We start from the raw sequence: 19,980 nt of genomic DNA, 5'->3' as shown, positions 1-19,980 counted from the left end.
ATCGGGGCCTAGCGCAACAGTGGCAGAAATGCCCTAGTACCACAAAATACTGTCATCCCTGGATCTTCGCCCGTGCCCGGGCCACCTTGATCGCTGCCTTCAGCGTCTCGACGTCGTACGCGCCGTAGTGCCGCTGTCCGTTGACGAAGAACGTCGGTGTCCCGGACACCCCGCTCAGGTCGGCCGACTCCACGTCCTGCGCCACCCGGGCCGCGGCCACGTGCCGCTTCACGTCATCGTGCAGCTTCTGCTGGTCGAGCCCGAGCGCCTCGGCGTACCCGAGCAGGTCCTTGGGCTGCAGGTTCTCCTGGTTCGCGAGCAGCAGGTCGTGCATCTCCCAGAAGGCGCCCTGCGCAGCCGCCGCCTCCGACACCTCCGCCGCGATCTGCGCCCGCGGATGGACGTCACTCAACGGCAGGTGCCGCCATACGTACCGCAGGTCGTCGTCTTGCAACAGGTCGCGGACGACGGGCTCCGCCATCCCGCAGTACGGGCACTCGAAGTCGCCGTACTCCACCAGGGTCACCGACGCCGTCTCCGGACCGCGGATGTGGTCGCGCTCGGGATCGACCGGATCGGCCAGGTCCACCAGTTGCTCCGCGTCGCCGAGCAGAGCCAGCGCCTTCTTCGGCGGCGAGAGCAGCTTGGCCGCGCGGAACACCAGCCAGGTCAGCCCCGACGCCACCAGGACCGCCGACAGCAGGCCGAGCTTCGCCTCCGCGAGCGCCGGCCCCTCGAACGCGATCGTTGCGATCAGCAAAGAGACGGTGAACCCGATGCCGGCGATGGTGCCGCTGCCGACCACGGCCGCCCACCCGACCTGCGGCCGGTAGCGCCCGCCGGAGAAGCGGGTCAGCAGCCAGGACACCACCGACACCGCGACCGGCTTGCCGACCACGTACCCGACCAGGATGCCGAGTGTGATCGGCGAGGTGTAGGCCCGCCCGAGGAAGTCGAGGTCGATGGTGATGCCGGCGTTTGCGAGGCCGAACAGCGGGACGATCAGGTAGCTGGTCCACGGGTGGTAGAGGTACTGCAGCCGCTCGTTCGGCGAGATCGTCGCGGTCAGGCCGACCGTCGCCGAACGGGCCAGCTCGGGGGTCGGCTGCTCGCGGAACAGCCGGAACAAACCGGTCGCCTGCTCGAGCTCCTCCCGCCCCGGCGAGTACGCCGACGCCGTCAGGCCGATCGCCAGTCCGGCCACCACGGGATCGACGCCGCTGGTCAGCAGCGACGCCCACGTGACGACGCCGAGTACGACGTACGCCCAGGCCTTCCGCACTCGCAGGACCGCCAGCACCACGACGGCTCCGAAGGCGACGATCGCCATGGCCAGCGGCATCAGCTCGATGTTCTCGCTGTAGACGACGGCGATGACGAGCAACGCGATCAGGTCGTCGACGACGAAGACCGTGAGCAGGAACACCCGGACCCGGTCGGGGACGCCGCGACCGACCAGTGCGAGCAGGCCGAGCGCCAGGGCGGTGTCGGTCGACATCGCGACACCCCACCCGTGCGCACCCTCGCCACCGGCGTTGAACGCGAGATAGATGAGGACCGGGAGGATCATCCCGCCGATCCCGGCGGCCAGCGGGAGCACGAACCGGCTCCGGTCGCGCAGGTCGCCGAGGTCGAACTCACGCCGCGCCTCCAGGCCGACCACCAGGAAGAACAGCGTCATCAGGCCGCTGTTGACCCACTCCCGCAGGTCCATCGCGAGCACCTCGCGCCCGAGCCCGATCGACAGCTCGGTCCGCCAGAAGTCCTCGTACGTCCCGGGCGCCAGATTCGCCCACAGCAGGGCGACCAGGATCGCCCCGGCGAGGACGCCGGAACTGCCCGCCTCGGTCCGCAGGAAGGCGCGCACCGGCGCCGCGAACTCCCGCCGCCAGCTCGTCCGCCCACTCAGCAGGCCGGCGAAGTCCGTCATGCGTTCACTGTATCGTTCTGGGTTCAACGACCCAGAAAAAATCGGCTGCCGATCCGGCTAACAGTTTGGGGGGTGCGGGCTGCATGATGTCTCCTGAGGATCACTCCAGCCACGGGGTGCCCGATGGTTCGAGCATGCCTGGAGTCCCGTTGACCGACCAAGATGTCGCTGTGACCTCGGCAGACGCGTTCGCGCGTCTGGCGATCGAGTTGCACGACGCTCCCGGGGTGGAGGAGACGGTCGACGCCGTCGTCCAGTTCGCCCTGCAGGCGCTGAGCTGCACCTATGCCGGCGTCGCCCTGTACTCCCGTGGCTCCCGCCCCGAGGTGGCGGCGGTGACCGACCCCGTGGTCGCCGACGTGTACGACCTTCAGATCAGCACCGAGACCGGTCCGCTCGTCACCGCGCTCCGCGACCGGTCCACGATCCTGATCCGCGACACCCTCACCGACGACCGCTGGCCGGAGTGGGCCGCCAAGGTCGCCGCTCTCGGCGTCCGCAGCGTCCTGGACGTGCCGCTGGCCACCGGAGACGGCAACCGCTCGACAGTCGGCGTCCTCGGCCTTTACTGCCCGACCCCCGACGCCTTCAGCCCTGACGACGAGGCGATCGCCCACATCCTCGCCCGGCACGCCTCCGTCGCGGTCGCCTCGGCCCGGCACGAGGAGACCATGGCCCAGGCCGTCGACGCCCGCAAGCTGGTCGGCCAGGCGATGGGCATCCTGATGGAGCGCTTCGACGTCGACGGCGACCGGGCCTTCGCCATCCTCAAGCGCTACTCCCAGGACACCAACACCAAGCTCCGCGACGTCGCCCAGCAGCTCATCGACACCCGCAAGCTCCCGCACTGACGCTTGCAGGCGGCAACAAACGTCAGCGGACGCCGGTGGCGCGCTTGATGGTGAAGTCGAACGCCCGGTCGGGCAGGACACGGCGCAGTGTGACCAGGGGCTTGGCGGCGAAGCCCACCAGGTAGCGGGTGCGCGGCCGGCGAGCCGTGACGGCCTTGGCGATGGCGTCGGCGATCACCGAGGGCGGCGACGTACGGCGGTCGGCCAGCTCCGAGTCCATCGACCTTGCCATCGGCTCGGCCTGGCCGGCGTACGGGCCCTCGGCCGAGACCTTGCGGAGGTTGTCGGCCGCGATGCCACCCCACTCGGTGCGGATGCCGCCGGGCTCGATCACGACGACGTCGATGCCGAACGGCTTGACCTCCAGGCGGAGGCAGTCGCTGAGCGCCTCGAGGGCGAACTTGGTGCCGTGGTACCAGCCACCGAGCGGCGTGTAGATCTTGCCGCCCATCGAGCTGATGTTCACGATCGTGCCGCTGCGCTGCGCCCGCATCCCCGGCAGCACGAGCTGGATCAGCCGCGCGGCGCCGAACACGTTCACCTCGAACTGGTACCGCGCCTCCGCCAACGGCACGTCCTCGAGCGCGCCGTACGAGCCGTAGCCGGCGTTGTTCACCAGTACGTCGATCCGCCCGGCCTCGGCCAGGATCCGGTCGATCCCGGCGCGCATCGAGTCCTCGTCGGTGACGTCCATGGCGATCGGGTGGATGCCGTCGGCGGCGAGCTTCGCCATCCGGTCCACCCGGCGGGCGGCGCCGTACACGGTGAAACCGAGGCCGTGCAGCCTGCGCGCGGTGGCCTCGCCGATCCCCGACGAGGCACCGGTGACAAGAGCGATTTTCGTGGTCATGACCCGTCCTGGAGATAAGATGAACCCTGGTTCACGATTATCATGAACCATGGTTCACGATATTGCAAGGGAGACCGTATGAGTCCGCGTGCCGACGCCGTCCGGAACCGGCAGAGGATCCTCGACGCCGCCCGCGAGCAGATCACCCGGCACGGGCCGGACGCCGGGATGGACGAGATCGCCGCCGCGGCCGGCGTCGCCGTCGGCACCCTCTACCGGCACTTCCCGAACAAGACCGACCTGGTCACCGCGGTGATCGCCGAGCACCTCGGCCATGTCGCCGACGACGCCGAGGCCGCGCAGGCGCGGGTCGCGGCCGGTGCCGACCCGATGGCCGAGATCACCGCCCTCGTCGAGCGGGTCCTGGAGGCTTCCGCCACCGATGCCGCCGTCAAGGCCGCCGCCCGCACACTCGGCGCCGGGACTGCCGACGAGCCCGCCGAGATCCGCGCCCGGGCCGCGGTCGACGCCCTGATCGAGGCCGCCCAGCGCGACGGCGATCTGCACCCCGACGTCACCGTGGACGACTTCTACCTGCTGATCTCGTCCGCCCCGATCGACCAGCCTCCGGCGGTCCGGGCACGCTGGCTCACTTTGGTCTTCCCCGGCCTCACCACTCGCGGGCGCCACAGCGGTTGAAACGTTCCGAAAATATAGGAAAAGTAACGACGCCGGGCTCCTTCATCGGGTGCATACTTCAAGAAGAATTGGGTACCCCGCCCGTCAGTGGTCACATGTCTCCAGCACTGATGGACATCTGGGGATCTTGGGGTTGAGCTTGACGCCGGGGCTTGTGCGGCCAGAACCGCGGACCGGGTCACGTCCCGGCGTCCAACTCCTCTTCTCCCTCCCCGCCATTACCCTTGTCGCGTGGGTGAGTGGCGGCCATTGACGGGTCCGTCTCGGCAGGTGGCGCTGGAGATCCTGCTCGACGGCCCGTTGTCGCGCGCCGAACTGTCCCGCCGCGTGGGCCTGTCGCCCGGCAGCCTGACCCGGTTGACCAAGCCGATGGTGGAGTCCGGGCTGCTCGTCGAGGTGTCCGCCGGGCCGACCGACGCGCGCGTCGGCCGCCCGTCGCAACCCCTGAACCTCGATCCGGCCTCACACCACTTCGTCGGCATCAAGCTCACCGGTGACTCCGCGATCGGCGTCCTGACGACGCTGCGGGCCGAGGTGATCGCGAGTATCGAGCGTCCGCTCAGCGACCCCACGCCGTCCGCGGTGTGCCGGCTCGTCCTCGAACTGGCCGACGATCTCGCCGTACAGGTGCCTGGGCAGCGCCCGATCACCGGACTCGGCGTGACCGTCGGCGGCCGGGTCGGGAGCAACTCCGAGGTCCGGTGGGGCCCGTACCTGAACTGGGTCGACGTGCCGCTCGGCGAGTTGCTCGCGGCGGCCACGGACACGCCGGTCGTGGTGGCGAACGACCTGAACGCGTTGACCGAGGCCACGCACTGGTTCGGCGCCGGCCGCGGCTCGGACCGGTTCGTGCTGCTGACGATCGGGGTCGGGATCGGGTACGGCCTGGTCGTGCACAACCGGGTCGTCGACAGCCCCGACACGAGCATCGGCCTGATCGGGCACCACCCGCTGGTTCCCGACGGACCACGCTGTGACCGCGGGCATCGCGGTTGCGCACTGAGCCTGTTGACCGTCGGCGCGATCACCGACCAGGTCGGCAGCGCGCTCGGCCGGAGCGTCGAGTACGAGGAGTGCCTCGACCTGGCCGCAAAGGGCGACGCGGCGGCTGTTGAGGTGGTCGGCAGGGCGGGCCGTGCACTGGGCCGCCTGATCGCCGCGGCTGCGAACTTCACCATGCCCGAGCTCGTCGTCCTCGGTGGCGAGGGCGTCCGGCTGGCCGAGGTCGCCCAGGACGAGCTGCTCGTCGGCCTGCACGGCGACCGTCATCCGTCCGGCGCGGAGCTCCCGATGGTCCTGCAACCCGCGGACTTCTCCGAGTGGGCGCGCGGCGCCGCGGTCGTGGCCATCCAGACCTTCGTCCTCGGCCGCTAGATTCCCATCGGTCCGTAGATGGCGTGCGGGCGGTCCTCGACGTGCGCCCAGTAGCGGTCGCCGAACGACCAGTGCCACCACTCGGTCGGATAGTTCACCAACCCGGCCGCGCTCAGGACGTCGGCCAGCAGCAGGCGGTTCGTCCGCGCCTCCCGGCTGATGTTGGCCGCGTCGAAGAAGCACGCGCCGCTGCTCTGCTCGGGTGTCGCGTCGATCGGCGTCCCGAGGTCGAGCGGACCGTGCGCGCCGATCAGCGTCAGATCGACCGCTGCCCCGGCGACGTGCGGCGCGACCTCGACTGGCGAGACGAACCGGCTGGCCAGCACGTGGACGTCGTGGTCGGAGATCCCCGGATGCAGCCGCTCGAGCTCGGCGCGGTACCGGTCGTAGATCTCCTGCTGGTTCTCGATCGGCCGCAGCCCTTCCACGACCTGCAGCCGTACGCCGGTCGGCAGGAAGGCGTCGGCCATCGCGAGCCGGTCCGCGACACTCTCCCGGGCGAACTGGCGATCAAGCGTCGCGAGGTTCCGGGTGAACAGGTCGACCAGTGGTTCACCGCTCTCGATCGCCGGGAGTTGGGTGATCCGGTCGTCGCTCAGCAGCACGGTCATCCGCGGGCCACCGCCGTACGCAGCAAGGTGTCGACGACCTCGGCGTAGCTCATCCCGGCCGCCGCCCACATCCGCGGGAACTGCGACGCCGGCGTGAACCCGGGGAACGTGTTGATCTCGTTGACCACCGGCTCACCCTCGGTCGGCACGAAGAAGTCCACCCGCGCGAGCCCTTCGCACCCGAGCACGTCGAACACTTCGATCGCCGTACGCCGAAGCCGATCGGCCAACGCCGGGTCCAGCGGCGCCGGTACGACGAACCGCGTCGCACTGCTGTCGTACTTCGCAGTCGCATTGAAGAACGGTTGGCCCGGATCGCTGTGGATCTCCAGCGCGGGCGCGGTGTCGACCCGCCCGTCCGGGAACTCCAGCACAGCAAGGTCGATCTCCCGCCCGACCATCTCCCGCTCCACCAGCACGTGCGGATCGAGTACGGCGGCGTCCGCGATCGCGGGCGACAACGTCGGCAGGTCGGTCGCCCGGGCGACGCCGACGCTGGAGCCGCCGTTGCCGGGCTTCACGAACACCGGGAAGTCGAGCCCGGCCGCCTTGAGCTTCTGCATCGCGGCCTCGGTGTCGGTCAGGTCCGTGCCCCGCAGCGTGACACCGGGCGTGACCGCGATGCCGTGCGCCCTCAGCACCGACTTGGTCAGGTGCTTGTCGAGCCCGACCGCGCTGGCCGCCACGCCACTGCCGACGTACGGAACCTTCAACTGGGACAGGAATCCCTGCAGCGTGCCGTCCTCGCCGCCTTCGCCGTGCAGGGCCGGGACGGTGACGTCACAGGCCTGGAGGATCTCGATCGCCTCGTGCTGACCGTCCTCCCAGTTGCCTTCGGCATCGATCACGAGCGGGATCGGGGTGTGGCCGAGGATGCTGATCGCCCTGGCGATCCCGCGTCCGCTGGCCAGCGACACCTGGTGCTCGGGGCTCGCGCCGCCCATCACGACTGCCACCTTCATCGGGCCGCCCCCTCGTAGCGCCGCGGCACGCGGGATCCGATCCCGCAGTAGATCTCGTGCGGGATGGTGCCGGCCCACGCGGCCCAGTCCGCCGCCGTCGGCTCACCCCGCGAGCCGTCGCCGAAGATCGTCACCGGCTCTCCTGGTTCGACCGGGAGATCGCCCGCGTCCACGACGAACTGATCCATCGCGATCCGCCCGATGACAGGCATCCGGACGCCTCGGCACAAAACGCTGGCCTGCGCACCGGCGACTCGCGGGATGCCGTCCGCGTAGCCGAGTGGGACGAGCGCGACCGTCGTATCCCGATCGGCGACGAAGTCGTGCCCGTACGAAACCCCATCGCCTGCACGGATCCGCCGTACCTGGGCCAGCTTGCTCATCAGCCGCATCGCCGGCCGCAACCCGAGCCCGGTCTCGTCGATCCCGTACAACCCGGCGCCGATCCGGACCAGGTCGCAGTCGGGCGCATCCAACGTGATCGCCCCGGCGGAGTTCGCCAGATGTACGACGGTCGGCCGCAGACCAGCGCGATTGGCCAGCACCAGGCCCGTGCGGAGGAGCCGGAGTTGATGACGACTTTGGACCGCATCCGGGCTGTCGCCGTGCGAGAGATGCGACCAGATGCCGCGGACCGCGACTGCGCCGAGCGCCTCGTAATGTGCGGCCGCTCGGGTCAGCTCGATCCACTGATCGGGTGCGCTGCCGGAGCGATGCAGTCCGGTGTCGAGCTTGAGGTGCACGTGGCGGACCGCCGGGTTCGAGACCACTCGCTGCAGCTCGGCGATCGTGGAGACGCTGACATCCACGTCGACGTCGCCGAGCAGCATCAGCTCGGCGGCGTCGTACAGCCAAGTCAGGATCGGCACGGTCAGCCCGGCGGCGCGCAGTTGCAGCGCCTCGTCGGCGCGGGCCACGCCGAGCCAACTTGCACCGGCCTCGACGGCTGCCCGGGCGACCGGTACGGCGCCGTGGCCGAAGGCGTCCGCCTTGACCACGGCCATCACGCCCTGCGGGATCACCCTGCGGAAGGCACGAACGTTGTGGCGAACCGCCGAGAGGTCGACGACCGCCTCGGACAGGCCGGCGATCCCACGTGCTGCCGGGCGGTGGCGGGACAGGCTCTGGACCAGGTTCATGGTCGTCATTGTTGTTTCCGGCAACGGCCGGATACGTCGGCTCGCGGAACGAACTGTGCGGCACGCTGCTACGACCGTGGTATGACCCGGCTCCTCCAGATGAATGAAATCCGCCCGTCCGGCGAACTTTCCCGGGGATACTGGAGCTGTGGAGGCCACGGATCACCTGAAAGCGTCGCTGCTGGCGGCGATCGCGCTGGCCAACACCTTCGGGTCCACCTGGCGCCAGGGCCGCCCGGCCGCCGAACCCGACACGGCTGCGGTCGACGCCGTACTGCGCCTGACCACCAACCAAGCGGTCGACTCTGACGTCTCTCAGTGGGCGCTGGGTGGGCGGCGACTTTATGACGCGCTCGTTTTCCTGCCCGAGGGGCGGGTCGACGAGGCGGTCGAGGTGGTGAACGAGCTCCTCAAGGCGACCAAGGCGGCGCCACAGCTGACCCGGCACGCGGACGCGCCCTGGCACCTGCACTTCGGCGACCCGGACTCGGCGACCGGCTGGATCGCAGAGTTCGCCACCGCGACAGCCACCCTCCTTGGCAGCAACGACATCCACCGCCTCCGCCGCTGCGAGGCCACCCGCTGCGAGGACCTCTTCCTAGACTCAACCCGCAACCACACCCAACGCTTCTGCTCAACCCCCTGCCAAAACCGAACCAAAGTAGCCGCCCACCGCTCCCGCACCACCTAATCCCTTTGCGGTGACCATGGTTGCTTCTGGCCTCCATCCGAGCTTTCGGTACAGGTGGGCGCCTTCCGCTGTCGCCATCAACAGGCCCGTCTCGGCGCCACGCTCAACCGAGCGCCGGCTCAACGCACCCATCACCACGCTCCCCAGCCCCCGCCGCCGATGCGCCGGCTCGGTCTGAATGTCGTGCATCACCGCGTCCCGCCCAACCACCGCCGCCATCCCGCGTGCCGCAACCGAGCCATCCGACGCCAGGACCCGCACGTACTCCAGCGCCCCTTCCGACCTCAACTCCACCCCGTACTCCGCAGTCACCGGCCTCGGGTGATCCCGCAGCCCCATCGTCATCAACACCTTCTGCTCCGGAAACACCGCCAGCCCACCCGCCGCCAGCCGCCGAGCCACCCCATCCCCGTCCAGAGTCGTCACCGTCAGCCAAACCCCCTCAACCGCCAGCCCCACCAGCCGATCCACCACCCCCGGCGCATCCGTCAACGCGAACAACTCCCGCTCCCGCCCCGGCAACCCCAGCACAACCCCCAACGCGTCCCGGTCCTCACTCACCACCCCCAACCCCCGACACAACCGCCACCCCTCAACCCACCGCCGCAACACCTCACTCATCCCCGCATCGTAACTGCTTATTCTAGATTAGTCAGTTACACCCAGATCAGGCCCGACGGCTTCGGCGAGGGCGGAGGTCGGGGGCCACGGGCCGGGGACCGGGGCCCGGAGGCCGGGGCGTGGGGCCGGGGGCGTGGGGGCGTACTGCGCCAGCCTTCAACTGCGACGCGGTTGCCGCAGTCGTCCGCCGGGCGGCGTCGCCCTGAAGACTGCCGCGGCGCTGGGCCTGGTGGAAGTTCGCGGCCGGAGACGGTAGGCCCTGGCGGTACGCAGTGTGCGAGGCGATGCTTGCCGGGCTCAGCGTCTGCTACTTCGAGCTGCGCCCTCCTGACATGCGCTCGGTGTTCGTAGACGGCGTCGGCTGCGTCGAGGAGGTCGCGACGGTCAGGACGTGCTCCAGGCCAGACTGGTCCCGTGGACATCGGGCCGATCGGGGTCCTCGGGGCGGGATCGTAGGAGCCGGTGTCGGGCGGTCGACGAGCTCCTTCAGCCGTCGACCAAGGCGATGGGTGACATCGTGCCGAGCGCAGGTCGTACGGGCTGGGGTGTCGCCGCCGGCACCAAAGGCCTCCGGGACGCGGTGACACGTCCTCGGCGACGCGGTGACGCGTCCTCTGCGATGCGTTGGCAGACCTCTGCGGAGCGCTGGCACGGATGCGGCTCGGTGCAGCGGACGAGGCCGATCCTGGGTTTCGCCAACGCCTCTCGGGCGCGGCTGCGCATACGGACATCGAACGTACGCGCGGCCGCCGCCGACGTGATGCGCCGCGTCGACTGGCCGGGGATCCGCTGCCGGCCGAGCTGTCGGGCGATCTCCACCGGAAGCTCGCGGCCGGTGCTGCACACCGACTTCCGCGGCCCGATCGAGAGCGGGCTGCCGTCCTCGCCGGAAGGTTCGAGTCGGCGCCCAGGATGCGATCAACAGCGCAGGTCAGGCGACCGGCTCAGCAGCTCACCCAGCCCGGCGTCCTGAGCTCTTCGACGCGGCCGGCGCCCCGGAGATCCACGAACTCGACGCGCTCTGCTGTTCGCCGTACGGCGCCTGCACGCCGATCCGGTCGCGCCGTGCAGCTACTCCGGGAATCCGTGGCCGGGCGCGTGTGAGCGTCGCTGGTGGTCAGGTTGGGGCGGGGACTGCTTTTTCGGCGGCTCGGCTTACGTCTTCCCAGGCGGACCAGGTGGTCATGCGTTGGTGGGAGATGTCGAAGGCCAGGTCATAGACCATGCTGCCGAGGAGGAGGCGGAGGGGTGGGGTGTCGCTGGCAACCAGCTTCATGAGGGCTTCGGCGGCGAGGCGGGGCTCGCTGTCGATGGAGCCTTCGGCCCACTGCTTCTCCAACTCTGCACGGAGTGGGTCGTAGACCGGGTTCGGAGTCGTGGCGGTTGTGTTGGCGTAAAGGTCGGTCCAGTAGCCGCCGGGTTGGACGATGGTGAGTTTGACGCCGAAGGCAGCAGCCTCGGCGGCCAGCGCTTCGCTCATGCCTTCGAGGGCGAACTTGCTGGCGCTGTAGAGACCAGTGCTCGGAAAGCCGCCAAGCGCGCCGATGCTGGAGATCTGCACGATGTGCCCACTGCCCTGCGCCCGAAGCTGCGGCATGACGGCTTGACTGACCCAGAGCGCACCGAAGAAGTTGAGGTCGAACTGGGCTCGCGCCTGCGCCTCGGAGAACTCCTCGACCATCCCGGCATACAGCGCGCCGGCGTTGTTCACGACGATGTCGAGCCGGCCGAACTGCCGGACCGCCTCTGCAACCACGTCGAACACGGCCGACCGATCGGTCACGTCAACTGACAGCGGGAGCAGCCGGTCCGGATGCAGCTCGGCAAGGTCGCCGAGGGGCGATGTATCGCGAGAGACGCCGACGACCCGATCGCCGGCAGCGAGAGCCGCCTCGGTGAAGGCGCGCCCCAGCCCGCGGCTCGCGCCGGTGATGAACCAGACCCGACCCTCGACCGCACCGGATGCCGTTTGACCAGCGGTTTCCATCTCGGGCCCCTCTCTTTAAGCGAGACGGTCCGTTCCGTCTCGCAACAACCAGAAGCTTGCCTGACCAACGACATGACTGTCAAGACGGACCGTCTCGTCTCGTTGACTGGTAAGGTGGCCGCATGCCCAACCCGAGTCGCCGCAGCGAGACCTCTCGCCAGGCGATCCTCAACACCGCCCTGGACCTGGTCGCCGATATCGGCTACCCCAAGGTCGCGATCGAGATGATCGCCTCCACCGCCGGCGTCGGCAAGCAGACGATCTACCGCTGGTGGCCGTCGAAGGGCGCACTGCTGTTCGACGCCTTCCTCACCCTGGCCGGCACGCCCGACGGCGAGCTGGCCGCGCTACCCGACACCGGCGACCTGGCCGCCGACCTCAAACTGGTCCTGAACGCCACCGTCGAAGACCTGGACAACCCCCGCTACCGGCAGACGATGCGTGCCCTGCACACCGAGATCGTGCACGACCCCGCGCTGGCCGCCGACTACCACGAGCGCCTCGACGGGCCGATGCGCGAAGTGAAGAAGGACCGCCTCAGAGCCGCCCAGCAAGCCGGCCAGATCTCGAAGGACGCCGACCTGGACGTCGCCGTCGACCTGATCTTCGGCCCGATCCTCAACCGCTGGCTGCAACAGACTGGCCCACTGACACCGGAGTACGTCGACACCCTCGTCGACACCGTCCTGTGCGGCCTGCAACCGCGTGAGGCGGCCGCTCCGGCTGTTTGATAGACGGCGTCTATCAGCTCATAGGCAGCATTGCTTTGACCCTGCGGGTCGGGCGACGGAATGTTGTATACATGACGAGTGAGGTCGTGGCCGCCGCCCCCGTCCCGGTTCCCGGGCGTGCCCAGCGAGTGCGCGAGATAGCCACCGAACTACGTGGGCTCCGCGGGGCGGTGATCCCGATCCTGCACGCGATCCAGGAGGAGCTCGAGTACGTCGACCAGGGCGACGTCCCGGTCGTCGCCGACGTACTGAACATCGCCGTGGCCGAGGTCCACGGCGTAGTCACGTTCTACAAGGACTTCCGTCGTACGGCGGCCGGACGCACGACCGTGGCGATCTGCCAGGCGGAGGCGTGCCGGTCGGTCGGCGCGGTCACGCTGGCCGAGCACGCGAAACGCAGTACCGGCTGTGGGTTCGGTGAGACGACGGCGGACGGGCGGCTGACGCTGGACGAGGTGTTCTGCTTCGGGAACTGCGCGCTCGGCCCGGCGGTCCAGGTCGGCGGCAAGCTGCACGGACGGGTTACGCCGGCCCGGCTCGACGCGATCCTCGGGGAGGCCCGATGACCAAGGTGTACGTCCCCAAGGACTCCGCCGCGCGGTCGGTCGGCGCCGACGAGGTCGCCGAGCGGATCACCGCGATCGGCGGCGTCGAGGTCGTCCGGACCGGCTCCCGCGGCATGCTGTGGCTGGAGCCGATGGTCGAGATCGAGACCCCCGAAGGCCGCGTCGGCTACGGACCGGTCGCGCCCGAGGACGTCGACGGACTAGTCGCGGCCGGCATGCTGCGCGGCGAGGTTCGCGACATCGGCGCGTACCTCGGCCTGGTCGAGGAGCTCCCGTGGATGAAGCGGCAGCAGCGGCTCACGTTCGCCCGGGTCGGTGTGGTCGATCCACTCTCCGCCGGCGACTACACGTCGTACGGCGGAAATGTGGGCCTGAGGCAAGCACTTTCGATGACTCCGGCCGAGGTGGTCGAGACGGTGGTCGACTCCGGCCTGCGCGGCCGTGGCGGCGCCGGCTTCCCGACCGGCATCAAATGGCGGACCGTGCTCGGCGCGAAGTCGGACCTGAAGTTCGTGTGCTGCAACGCGGACGAGGGTGACTCGGGAACGTTCGCGGACCGGATGCTGATCGAGGGCGACCCGTTCACGCTGATCGAGGGGATGACGATCGCGGCGTACGCGGTCGGCGCGACCGAGGGCTACGTCTACCTGCGCTCGGAGTACCCGGACGCGGTCGCGACGCTGAAGGCCGCCATCGAGATCGCCCGGAGCGAAGGCTGGCTGGGCGAGAACATCCTCGGCTCGGACCTGACGTTCGACCTGCACGTGCGCGTCGGCGCCGGGGCGTACATCTGCGGTGAAGAGACTTCGATGCTGGAGAGCCTCGAGGGCAAGCGTGGGACGGTCCGGGCGAAGCCGCCGATCCCTGCGCTGGAAGGGCTTTTCGGCCGGCCGACCGTGGTGAACAACGTGCTGTCGCTGGCCACGGTCCCGACGATCCTGGCCAACGGCGCCGAGGCCTACGCGTCGTACGGAATGGACCGCTCGCTCGGCACCAGCGTCTTCCAGCTCGGCGGCAACGTCGCCCGCGGCGGCATCGTCGAGACCGCCTTCGGGATCACGCTCGGCGAGCTGGTGAACGACTTCGGCGGCGGGACGTCGTCGGGACGCCCGGTGCGGGCTGTCCAGGTGGGCGGCCCGCTCGGCGCGTACCTCCCGGTCGAGCAGTTCGACCTGCCGATGGACTACGAGGCGTTCGCGGCCGCCGGCGCGATGGTCGGGCACGGCGGGATCGTGGTGTTCGACGAGAGCGTGGACATGGCCGCGATGGCCAGGTTCGCGTTCGAGTTCTGCGCCGCCGAGTCGTGCGGCAAGTGCACGCCCTGCCGGGTCGGCGCGGTCCGCGGGGTCGAGACGATCGACCGGATCGTCGCCGGTGACGACCGGAAGAAGAACCTCGTGCTGCTCGACGACCTGTGCGAGTTGATGACCGACGGCTCCCTCTGCGCGATGGGTGGGCTGACCCCCATGCCGGTGCGCAGCGCCGTCCGCCACTTCGGAGAGGACTTCCAGGCATGACCCTGCTCAAGGAAACGGACTACGGCACTCCTGCCCGCGACGGCGCAGCCACCATCAACCTGACCGTCGACGGTGTCAACGTCGCGGTTCCACCGGGTACGTCGGTGATGCGCGCGGCCAAGGAAGCCGGCCTGGACATCCCGAAGTTGTGCGCGACCGACAGTCTCGAGGCGTTCGGCTCCTGCCGGTTGTGCGTCGTCGAGATCGACGGCGTACGCGGCACACCGGCCTCCTGTACGACGCCTGTCGCGGACGGCATGGTGGTCCGGACCCAGAACGAGCGGCTCGGCAAACTCCGTCGCGGCGTGATGGAGCTGTACATCTCCGACCACCCGCTCGACTGCCTGACCTGCTCGGCCAACGGCGACTGCGAGCTGCAGGACATGGCCGGTGTCACGGGTCTTCGCGAGGTCCGGTACGGATCCGGTGTCGAGGCCGGCGCCAACCACATGGACCTTCCGACCGACACCTCCAACCCGTACTTCGACTTCGACGCGTCGAAGTGCATCGCATGTTCCCGGTGCGTCCGCGCGTGTGACGAAGTACAGGGAACGCTCGCGCTGACCATCGAGGGCCGCGGCTTCGACTCCAAGGTCGCCGCAGGTGCTGGTGTCTCGTTCTTCGAGTCGGACTGTGTGTCGTGTGGCGCGTGCGTCCAGGCGTGCCCGACCGCGACGTTGCAGGAGAAGTCGGTCGTCGAGCTCGGCATGCCGACGCGGTCGGTCGTCACGACCTGTGCGTACTGCGGTGTCGGCTGCTCGTTCAAGGCCGAGCTGCGCGGCGACGAGCTGGTCCGGATGGTGCCGTACAAGAACGGCGGCGCGAACGAGGGCCACTCGTGCGTGAAGGGCCGGTTCGCCTTCGGGTACGCCAGCCACCCGGACCGCGTGCTCGAGCCGATGGTGCGGGACACGACCGCGGACGAGTGGCGCAAGGTCTCCTGGGACGAGGCGATCAGCTTCACCGCCCGCCGGCTGCGCGAGATCCAGGCCGAGCACGGCCAAGGGTCGATCGGCGCGATCACCTCGTCGCGGACGACCAACGAAGAGGTGTACGCCGTCCAGAAGATGGTCCGCGCGGTGTTCGGCAACAACAATGTCGACACGTGCGCCCGGGTCTGCCACTCGCCGACCGGGTACGGCCTGAAGCAGACGTTCGGCGAGTCGGCCGGCACCCAGGACTTCAAGTCGGTCGAGGAGGCCGACGTGATCCTGGTGATCGGCGCCAACCCGACCGACGGGCACCCGGTGTTCGCGTCCCGGATGAAGAAGCGGCTCCGGCAGGGCGCCAAGCTGATCGTCGTCGACCCGCGCCGGATCGACCTGGTCCGCTCGCCGCACATCGAGGCTGCCCACCACCTGCAGCTGGCGCCCGGCACGAACGTCGCGATCATCAACGCGTTCGCGCACGTCGTGGTCACCGAAGGCCTTGTCGATCGTCCTTTTGTCGACAATCGGTGTGAGGACTTCGAGACCTGGGAGTCGTTCATCGCCCAGCCCGAGCACAGCCCGGAGGCGGTCGCCGACATCACCGGCGTACCGGCCGAGGAGATCCGCGCGGCGGCCCGGTTGTACGCGACCGGGGGCAACGCGGCGATCTACTACGGGCTCGGCGTCACCGAGCACAGCCAGGGCTCGACCATGGTGATGGGGATGGCGAACCTCGCGATGTCGACCGGCAACATCGGCCGGCGCGGCGTCGGCGTGAACCCGCTGCGTGGCCAGAACAACGTGCAGGGCTCCTGCGACATGGGGTCGTTCCCGCACGAGCTGCCGGGCTACCGGCACGTGTCCGACGACGGCGTCCGCGAGGTCTACGAGCAGCTGTGGGGCACGCCGCTGCTGAACGAGCCCGGTCTGCGGATCCCGAACATGTTCGACGCCGCGATCGACGGGTCGTTCAAGGCGCTGTTCGTGCAGGGCGAGGACATCGCGCAGTCCGACCCCAACACCCAGCACGTCTTCGCCGCGCTGGGTGCGCTCGACCTGCTCGTCGTACAGGACCTGTTCGTCAACGAGACGGCGAAGTTCGCGCACGTGCTGCTGCCCGGTACGTCGTTCCTGGAGAAGGACGGCACGTTCACGAACGCGGAGCGGCGGATCAACCGGGTACGGCCGATCATGGCGCCGAAGACCGGTAAGCAGGAGTGGGAGATCATCTGTGAGATCGCCCAGCAGATGGGCTACCCGATGCACTACGATTCGGCGAGCCAGATCATGGACGAGATCGCGCTGACCACCCCGACGTTCATGGGGGTGTCGTTCGACAAGCTCGACAAGATGGGCTCGATCCAGTGGCCCTGCAACCTCGAGCACCCGGACGGGACGCCGATCATGCACGAGGACGAGTTCACCCGGGGCAAGGGCAGGTTCATGGAGACCGTGTACGTGCCGACCAGCGAGCGGTCGACCCGGAAGTTCCCGCTGATCCTCACCACCGGGCGGATCCTGTCGCAGTACAACGTCGGGGCCCAGACCCGCCGTACGGCGAACGTCGCCTGGCATCCCGAGGACATCCTCGAGCTGCATCCACACGACGCCGAGGTCCGCGGGATCGAGGACGGCGACACGGTCGCGCTGTCGAGCCGGGTCGGCCGGACGACGCTGCACGCGAAGCTGTCCGACCGGATGCCGGTCGGGGTCTGCTACACGACCTTCCACCACCCGGTGAGCGGGGCGAACGTCGTCACCACCGACAACTCGGACTGGGCGACGAACTGCCCCGAGTACAAGGTGACCGCCGTCCAGGTCGACCTGCTGACCCAGCCGACGAGCACCACCGCCGAGCGTGAGGCGGTCGGCGCGAGATGAGCAGCACTCTGCCGCCGTACGTGCGCCTGGCGAACGAGATCGCCGTCCAGTTCGCCCACCGCCCCCCGGCCGACGCCGCCACCGCCATCGCCAACCACATGAAGGCCGCCTGGGACCCCCGCATGAAGCGCGCCCTCATAGCCCACGTAGAAGCCGGAGCCGAAAACCTGGACCCAGTAGCAGCCTTGGCAGCCCAACAACTGGCCCCCAAGTGACGCAACCGGACGAAACCCCGCACCTGGCGCGGCGGCATGCTGTTGATGTGTTGCCTTGGGATGTGGCGCGGGAGTTGGCGCATTCGGCTGGAGTGCCGGGGGCGGCTGTGGCGCGGGGGTTGGCGGAGGCCGAGGGTTGTGTGCTGGCTACTCCGTTGGTGGCGTCGGTTGCGGTGCCGCCCGTGGATCGGGCGGCTATGGATGGGTTTGCGGTGTGTGGGGCGGGGCCGTGGCGGGTTGTGGGGCAGGTGGGGGTCAGCACCACGACGGCGGTGGAGTTGAAGGATGGGGAGGCCTGCAGCATCACGACCGGGGCTGCTGTGCCGAGTGGAGCGACCTCGGTCATCAGGGATGAGGACGCGCTCCGGGTCGGTGAGTTGCTCCACGGTCCAGACGAGCCCGGCAAGCACATCCGACGGGCAGGCGAGGAGTGCCAAGCAGGCGAGCTGTTGCTGCCCGCCGGCGTGGTTGTAGACCCAGCAGTCCTCGGCGTGGCCGCGTCCGTCGGGCTCAACCGGCTCACAGTCATCCCGCAACCACGCGTGGCAGCAATCGTCACCGGCGACGAGCTCGTACACCGCGGCGCCTCCGGACCAGGCCGAGTACGTGACGCCATCGGCCCCATGCTCCCCGGACTGATCACCCGAGCCGGCGCCCAGGCCTTCCCCGTCACCCACCTGCCAGACGACCGTACGGCGCTCATCGACACCCTCCGGTCCACCGACGCCGAGCTGATCCTCGTCTCCGGCTCATCTGCCTCCGGCCCTGCAGATCACCTACGACCAGCACTGTCCGCGCTAGGCGCCGAGCTGATCATCGACGGCGTGGCCTGCCGCCCCGGTCACCCCCAAGCCCTCGCCCGCCTCAACGACGGCCGCCTCGTCGTCGGCCTCCCCGGCAACCCGTTCGCCGCCCTGACCGCCTTCCTCACCTTGGGCGTAGCGGCGATCCTCCGCATGCGCGGTCTCCCGCTCCCAGCGCTACCGGTCGCTCCGGTACCAGGCGGGCTGCCCTGCCACCCGCGCAGTACCCGCCTCGTCCCGGTCCGCGTCACCCCACAAGGCGCCGTACCGGTCGGCCATGGCGGTTCCGCCATGCTCCGCGGAGTCGCCGCCGCCGACGCGCTCGCCGTGGTCGACCCCGGACCGGCCGAGGCGATCGCCGCGCGGCTGCTGCCACTCGATCCTGGAGCGCGACCATGGGCCGTCTGATCGCACGTCGTCCGGTACTGCGTCTCGGCCCGGCCGGCGACCGCAGCCGACCGGACTCGATCGCCGTCGAGGAGCCGCTCGAGCTCCGCGTCGACGGCAAGCCGCTCGCCGTCACGATGCGCACCCCCGGCCACGACGTCGAGCTAGCGCACGGCTTCCTGCACACCGAGGGCGTGATCGGCAGCGTCGACGACATCCGCAACGCCCGGTACTGCGACTCGGTCGACGACGAAGGCCGCAACACCTACAACGTCCTCGATGTGGGTCTCGCGCCCGGCGTCCCACCACCCGTGACCGGCGTCGAGCGCAACTTCTACACGACCTCGTCCTGCGGCGTCTGCGGCAAGGCGTCGCTGGACGCCGTACGCCTGAAGACGCGCCACTCCCCGGCGGACGACCAGGTGCGCGTGCGGTACGACGTACTCAAAGACCTGCCCGACGCACTCCGCGAACGACAGCAGGTGTTCGACCGCACCGGCGGTCTGCACGCGGCCGGCCTGTTCACGTCCACCGGCGAGCTACTCGTCGTACGCGAGGACGTCGGCCGCCACAACGCCGTCGACAAGGTGATCGGCTGGGCCGTCCTCGCCGGTCACATCCCGGCCCGCGCCTGCATCCTGATCGTCTCCGGCCGTACGTCGTTCGAGCTCGCGCAGAAGGCGGTCATGGCCGGGATCCCGATCCTGGGCGCCGTCTCGGCCCCGTCCTCCCTCGCCGTCGACCTGGCGCAGGAGTCCGGCCTCACCCTGGCCGGCTTCATCCGCAACGGCACCATGAACCTCTACGCCCACCCCGACCGCATCACGGTGGACTAGGACGCGGCGGAGTCGGTGCTGCTGGACGGGGTCGTCCACAGGCAGTCGGCGGTGCCGGCGGCCAGGTGGCGGCTGTAGACGTCGACCTTGTGGGTGATGACGTCCAGGCAGTCGGTGAGCTCCTGGATCTGCGCGGTGACGTGGTCCTGGTGGCTGCGGAGCAGGGCCAGTCGGTCCTGCTCGTTGCCCGGGCCCTGGCGGACCAGATCCGTGTACTTGCGGATGGTGTCCAGCGGCATCCCGGACGAGCGGAACTTGATGCACATGCCGAGCCAGTCGACGTCGTCCTCGGAGTAGACGCGCCGGCCGTTCGACTCCCGCCGTACCGGATCCGCGAGCAGGCCCTCGCGCTCGTAGAACCGGAGGGCGTGCACGCTCAGCCCGGTCCGTTCCGCAACCTGTCCGATGCTCAGTCCCGTGCTCATACGCGGCACCATAACCCGGACCTAGACCACCCTCT

General features: G+C 69.4%; 19 protein-coding genes. 11 read left to right on the top strand and 8 right to left on the bottom strand.

Annotation, left to right across the window (positions count from 1 at the left end; translation table 11 throughout):
- Nucleotides 1-52 precede the first annotated feature (52 nt).
- On the bottom strand, nt 53-1,930 hold the full coding sequence (gene nhaA / locus ACIBGM_RS14835) for a Na+/H+ antiporter NhaA (RefSeq protein WP_396385760.1): 1,878 nt from the start codon (nt 1,928-1,930) through the stop codon (nt 53-55).
- A 134-nt stretch (nt 1,931-2,064) separates the two neighbouring features.
- Here nhaA and ACIBGM_RS14830 point away from each other — a divergent pair, with 134 nt between their 5' ends.
- Complete coding sequence (locus ACIBGM_RS14830) at nt 2,065-2,781, top strand: GAF and ANTAR domain-containing protein (RefSeq protein ID WP_360518415.1); 717 nt, start codon at nt 2,065-2,067, stop codon at nt 2,779-2,781.
- A gap of 22 nt (nt 2,782-2,803) precedes the next feature.
- On the opposite strand, the gene ACIBGM_RS14825 is transcribed toward ACIBGM_RS14830, so the two are convergent.
- On the bottom strand, nt 2,804-3,631 hold the full coding sequence (locus ACIBGM_RS14825) for an oxidoreductase (protein WP_396385759.1): 828 nt from the start codon (nt 3,629-3,631) through the stop codon (nt 2,804-2,806).
- Nucleotides 3,632-3,709: 78 nt separating this feature from the next.
- Here ACIBGM_RS14825 and ACIBGM_RS14820 point away from each other — a divergent pair, with 78 nt between their 5' ends.
- Together ACIBGM_RS14820 and ACIBGM_RS14815 are read left to right on the top strand one after the other, a co-directional pair.
- The gene (locus ACIBGM_RS14820) at nt 3,710-4,270 is read left to right on the top strand and encodes a TetR/AcrR family transcriptional regulator (RefSeq protein WP_396385757.1); all 561 of its coding nucleotides are present in this window, start codon (nt 3,710-3,712) and stop codon (nt 4,268-4,270) included.
- 231 nt (nt 4,271-4,501) lie between these two features.
- Nucleotides 4,502-5,644, top strand: coding sequence for an ROK family transcriptional regulator (locus tag ACIBGM_RS14815; RefSeq protein ID WP_360518406.1), 1,143 nt, complete (start codon nt 4,502-4,504; stop codon nt 5,642-5,644).
- Here ACIBGM_RS14815 and ACIBGM_RS14810 read toward each other — a convergent pair.
- The 3 genes from ACIBGM_RS14810 to alr are packed head-to-tail and all read right to left on the bottom strand — an operon-like array spanning nt 5,641 to nt 8,356.
- Entirely contained in the window at nt 5,641-6,255 is a 615-nt protein-coding gene (locus ACIBGM_RS14810; RefSeq protein ID WP_396385755.1) for a M15 family metallopeptidase, read from the bottom strand. The genes ACIBGM_RS14815 and ACIBGM_RS14810 overlap by 4 nt on opposite strands.
- Entirely contained in the window at nt 6,252-7,217 is a 966-nt protein-coding gene (locus ACIBGM_RS14805; RefSeq protein ID WP_396385754.1) for a D-alanine--D-alanine ligase, read from the bottom strand. Before ACIBGM_RS14805 ends, ACIBGM_RS14810 begins: the two co-directional genes overlap by 4 nt.
- Nucleotides 7,214-8,356 carry an alanine racemase gene (gene alr / locus ACIBGM_RS14800; protein ID WP_396385753.1) on the bottom strand — a complete coding sequence of 381 codons (1,143 nt, stop codon included), beginning with the start codon at nt 8,354-8,356 and terminating at the stop codon, nt 7,214-7,216. The genes ACIBGM_RS14805 and alr overlap by 4 nt, the downstream gene beginning before the upstream one ends.
- A gap of 148 nt (nt 8,357-8,504) precedes the next feature.
- On the opposite strand from alr, the gene ACIBGM_RS14795 reads away from it, so the two are divergent.
- Nucleotides 8,505-9,047 carry a CGNR zinc finger domain-containing protein gene (locus ACIBGM_RS14795; RefSeq protein WP_396385751.1) on the top strand — a complete coding sequence of 181 codons (543 nt, stop codon included), beginning with the start codon at nt 8,505-8,507 and terminating at the stop codon, nt 9,045-9,047.
- Here ACIBGM_RS14795 and ACIBGM_RS14790 read toward each other — a convergent pair.
- Together ACIBGM_RS14790 and ACIBGM_RS14785 are read right to left on the bottom strand one after the other, a co-directional pair.
- A complete protein-coding gene (locus tag ACIBGM_RS14790) occupies nt 8,991-9,668 on the bottom strand; it encodes a GNAT family N-acetyltransferase (protein ID WP_396385750.1) in 678 nt (225 codons plus the stop codon). The genes ACIBGM_RS14795 and ACIBGM_RS14790 overlap by 57 nt on opposite strands.
- Nucleotides 9,669-10,785: 1,117 nt before the next feature.
- Nucleotides 10,786-11,655 (bottom strand): SDR family oxidoreductase, encoded by an 870-nt coding sequence (locus ACIBGM_RS14785; RefSeq protein WP_396385749.1) that lies wholly within the window; start codon nt 11,653-11,655, stop codon nt 10,786-10,788.
- 122 nt (nt 11,656-11,777) lie between these two features.
- On the opposite strand from ACIBGM_RS14785, the gene ACIBGM_RS14780 reads away from it, so the two are divergent.
- The 7 genes from ACIBGM_RS14780 (at nt 11,778) to fdhD (ending at nt 19,520) form a co-directional block, all read left to right on the top strand.
- Entirely contained in the window at nt 11,778-12,386 is a 609-nt protein-coding gene (locus ACIBGM_RS14780; RefSeq protein ID WP_396385748.1) for a TetR/AcrR family transcriptional regulator, read from the top strand.
- Between the two features lie 71 nt (nt 12,387-12,457).
- Entirely contained in the window at nt 12,458-12,952 is a 495-nt protein-coding gene (locus tag ACIBGM_RS14775) for an NAD(P)H-dependent oxidoreductase subunit E (RefSeq protein WP_360518382.1), read from the top strand.
- Entirely contained in the window at nt 12,949-14,469 is a 1,521-nt protein-coding gene (locus tag ACIBGM_RS14770) for a formate dehydrogenase beta subunit (RefSeq protein WP_396385747.1), read from the top strand. The genes ACIBGM_RS14775 and ACIBGM_RS14770 overlap by 4 nt, the downstream gene beginning before the upstream one ends.
- Nucleotides 14,466-17,279: a formate dehydrogenase subunit alpha gene (gene fdhF / locus ACIBGM_RS14765; RefSeq protein WP_396385746.1), complete on the top strand. Its 2,814-nt coding sequence runs from the start codon at nt 14,466-14,468 to the stop codon at nt 17,277-17,279. Before ACIBGM_RS14770 ends, fdhF begins: the two co-directional genes overlap by 4 nt.
- On the top strand, nt 17,276-17,494 hold the full coding sequence (locus ACIBGM_RS14760) for a formate dehydrogenase subunit delta (protein ID WP_396385745.1): 219 nt from the start codon (nt 17,276-17,278) through the stop codon (nt 17,492-17,494). Before fdhF ends, ACIBGM_RS14760 begins: the two co-directional genes overlap by 4 nt.
- A complete protein-coding gene (locus tag ACIBGM_RS14755) occupies nt 17,491-18,705 on the top strand; it encodes a molybdopterin molybdotransferase MoeA (protein ID WP_396385743.1) in 1,215 nt (404 codons plus the stop codon). Before ACIBGM_RS14760 ends, ACIBGM_RS14755 begins: the two co-directional genes overlap by 4 nt.
- Nucleotides 18,693-19,520 carry a formate dehydrogenase accessory sulfurtransferase FdhD gene (gene fdhD / locus ACIBGM_RS14750; RefSeq protein WP_360518367.1) on the top strand — a complete coding sequence of 276 codons (828 nt, stop codon included), beginning with the start codon at nt 18,693-18,695 and terminating at the stop codon, nt 19,518-19,520. The genes ACIBGM_RS14755 and fdhD overlap by 13 nt, the downstream gene beginning before the upstream one ends.
- Here the strand turns inward: fdhD and ACIBGM_RS14745 are convergent.
- Entirely contained in the window at nt 19,517-19,945 is a 429-nt protein-coding gene (locus tag ACIBGM_RS14745; RefSeq protein WP_360518364.1) for a MerR family transcriptional regulator, read from the bottom strand. The two genes, fdhD and ACIBGM_RS14745, sit on opposite strands and share 4 nt — an antisense overlap.
- Nucleotides 19,946-19,980: the final 35 nt, after the last annotated feature.

This window comes from Kribbella sp. NPDC050470, from assembly GCF_044458365.1.
In the GTDB taxonomy this organism is placed as follows: domain Bacteria; phylum Actinomycetota; class Actinomycetes; order Propionibacteriales; family Kribbellaceae; genus Kribbella.
Note: the sequence above shows the minus strand (reverse complement) of the source record. Positions and strands in the feature narration are given on the sequence as shown.

Excerpts from the sequence above, each read along its gene's own strand:
- ACIBGM_RS14780 (WP_396385748.1), top strand. The coding sequence starts at position 11,778 with ATGCCCAACCCGAGTCGCCGCAGCGAGACCTCTCGCCAGGCGATCCTC.
- ACIBGM_RS14790 (WP_396385750.1), bottom strand. The coding sequence starts at position 9,668 with ATGAGTGAGGTGTTGCGGCGGTGGGTTGAGGGGTGGCGGTTGTGTCGG.
- ACIBGM_RS14830 (WP_360518415.1), top strand. The coding sequence starts at position 2,065 with ATGCCTGGAGTCCCGTTGACCGACCAAGATGTCGCTGTGACCTCGGCA.
- fdhF (WP_396385746.1), top strand. The coding sequence starts at position 14,466 with ATGACCCTGCTCAAGGAAACGGACTACGGCACTCCTGCCCGCGACGGC.
- ACIBGM_RS14775 (WP_360518382.1), top strand. The coding sequence starts at position 12,458 with ATGACGAGTGAGGTCGTGGCCGCCGCCCCCGTCCCGGTTCCCGGGCGT.
- ACIBGM_RS14760 (WP_396385745.1), top strand. The coding sequence starts at position 17,276 with ATGAGCAGCACTCTGCCGCCGTACGTGCGCCTGGCGAACGAGATCGCC.
- ACIBGM_RS14810 (WP_396385755.1), bottom strand. The coding sequence starts at position 6,255 with ATGACCGTGCTGCTGAGCGACGACCGGATCACCCAACTCCCGGCGATC.
- nhaA (WP_396385760.1), bottom strand. The coding sequence starts at position 1,930 with ATGACGGACTTCGCCGGCCTGCTGAGTGGGCGGACGAGCTGGCGGCGG.
- ACIBGM_RS14745 (WP_360518364.1), bottom strand. The coding sequence starts at position 19,945 with ATGAGCACGGGACTGAGCATCGGACAGGTTGCGGAACGGACCGGGCTG.
- ACIBGM_RS14825 (WP_396385759.1), bottom strand. The coding sequence starts at position 3,631 with ATGACCACGAAAATCGCTCTTGTCACCGGTGCCTCGTCGGGGATCGGC.
- ACIBGM_RS14785 (WP_396385749.1), bottom strand. The coding sequence starts at position 11,655 with ATGGAAACCGCTGGTCAAACGGCATCCGGTGCGGTCGAGGGTCGGGTC.
- alr (WP_396385753.1), bottom strand. The coding sequence starts at position 8,356 with ATGAACCTGGTCCAGAGCCTGTCCCGCCACCGCCCGGCAGCACGTGGG.
- ACIBGM_RS14805 (WP_396385754.1), bottom strand. The coding sequence starts at position 7,217 with ATGAAGGTGGCAGTCGTGATGGGCGGCGCGAGCCCCGAGCACCAGGTG.
- ACIBGM_RS14820 (WP_396385757.1), top strand. The coding sequence starts at position 3,710 with ATGAGTCCGCGTGCCGACGCCGTCCGGAACCGGCAGAGGATCCTCGAC.
- ACIBGM_RS14770 (WP_396385747.1), top strand. The coding sequence starts at position 12,949 with ATGACCAAGGTGTACGTCCCCAAGGACTCCGCCGCGCGGTCGGTCGGC.
- fdhD (WP_360518367.1), top strand. The coding sequence starts at position 18,693 with ATGGGCCGTCTGATCGCACGTCGTCCGGTACTGCGTCTCGGCCCGGCC.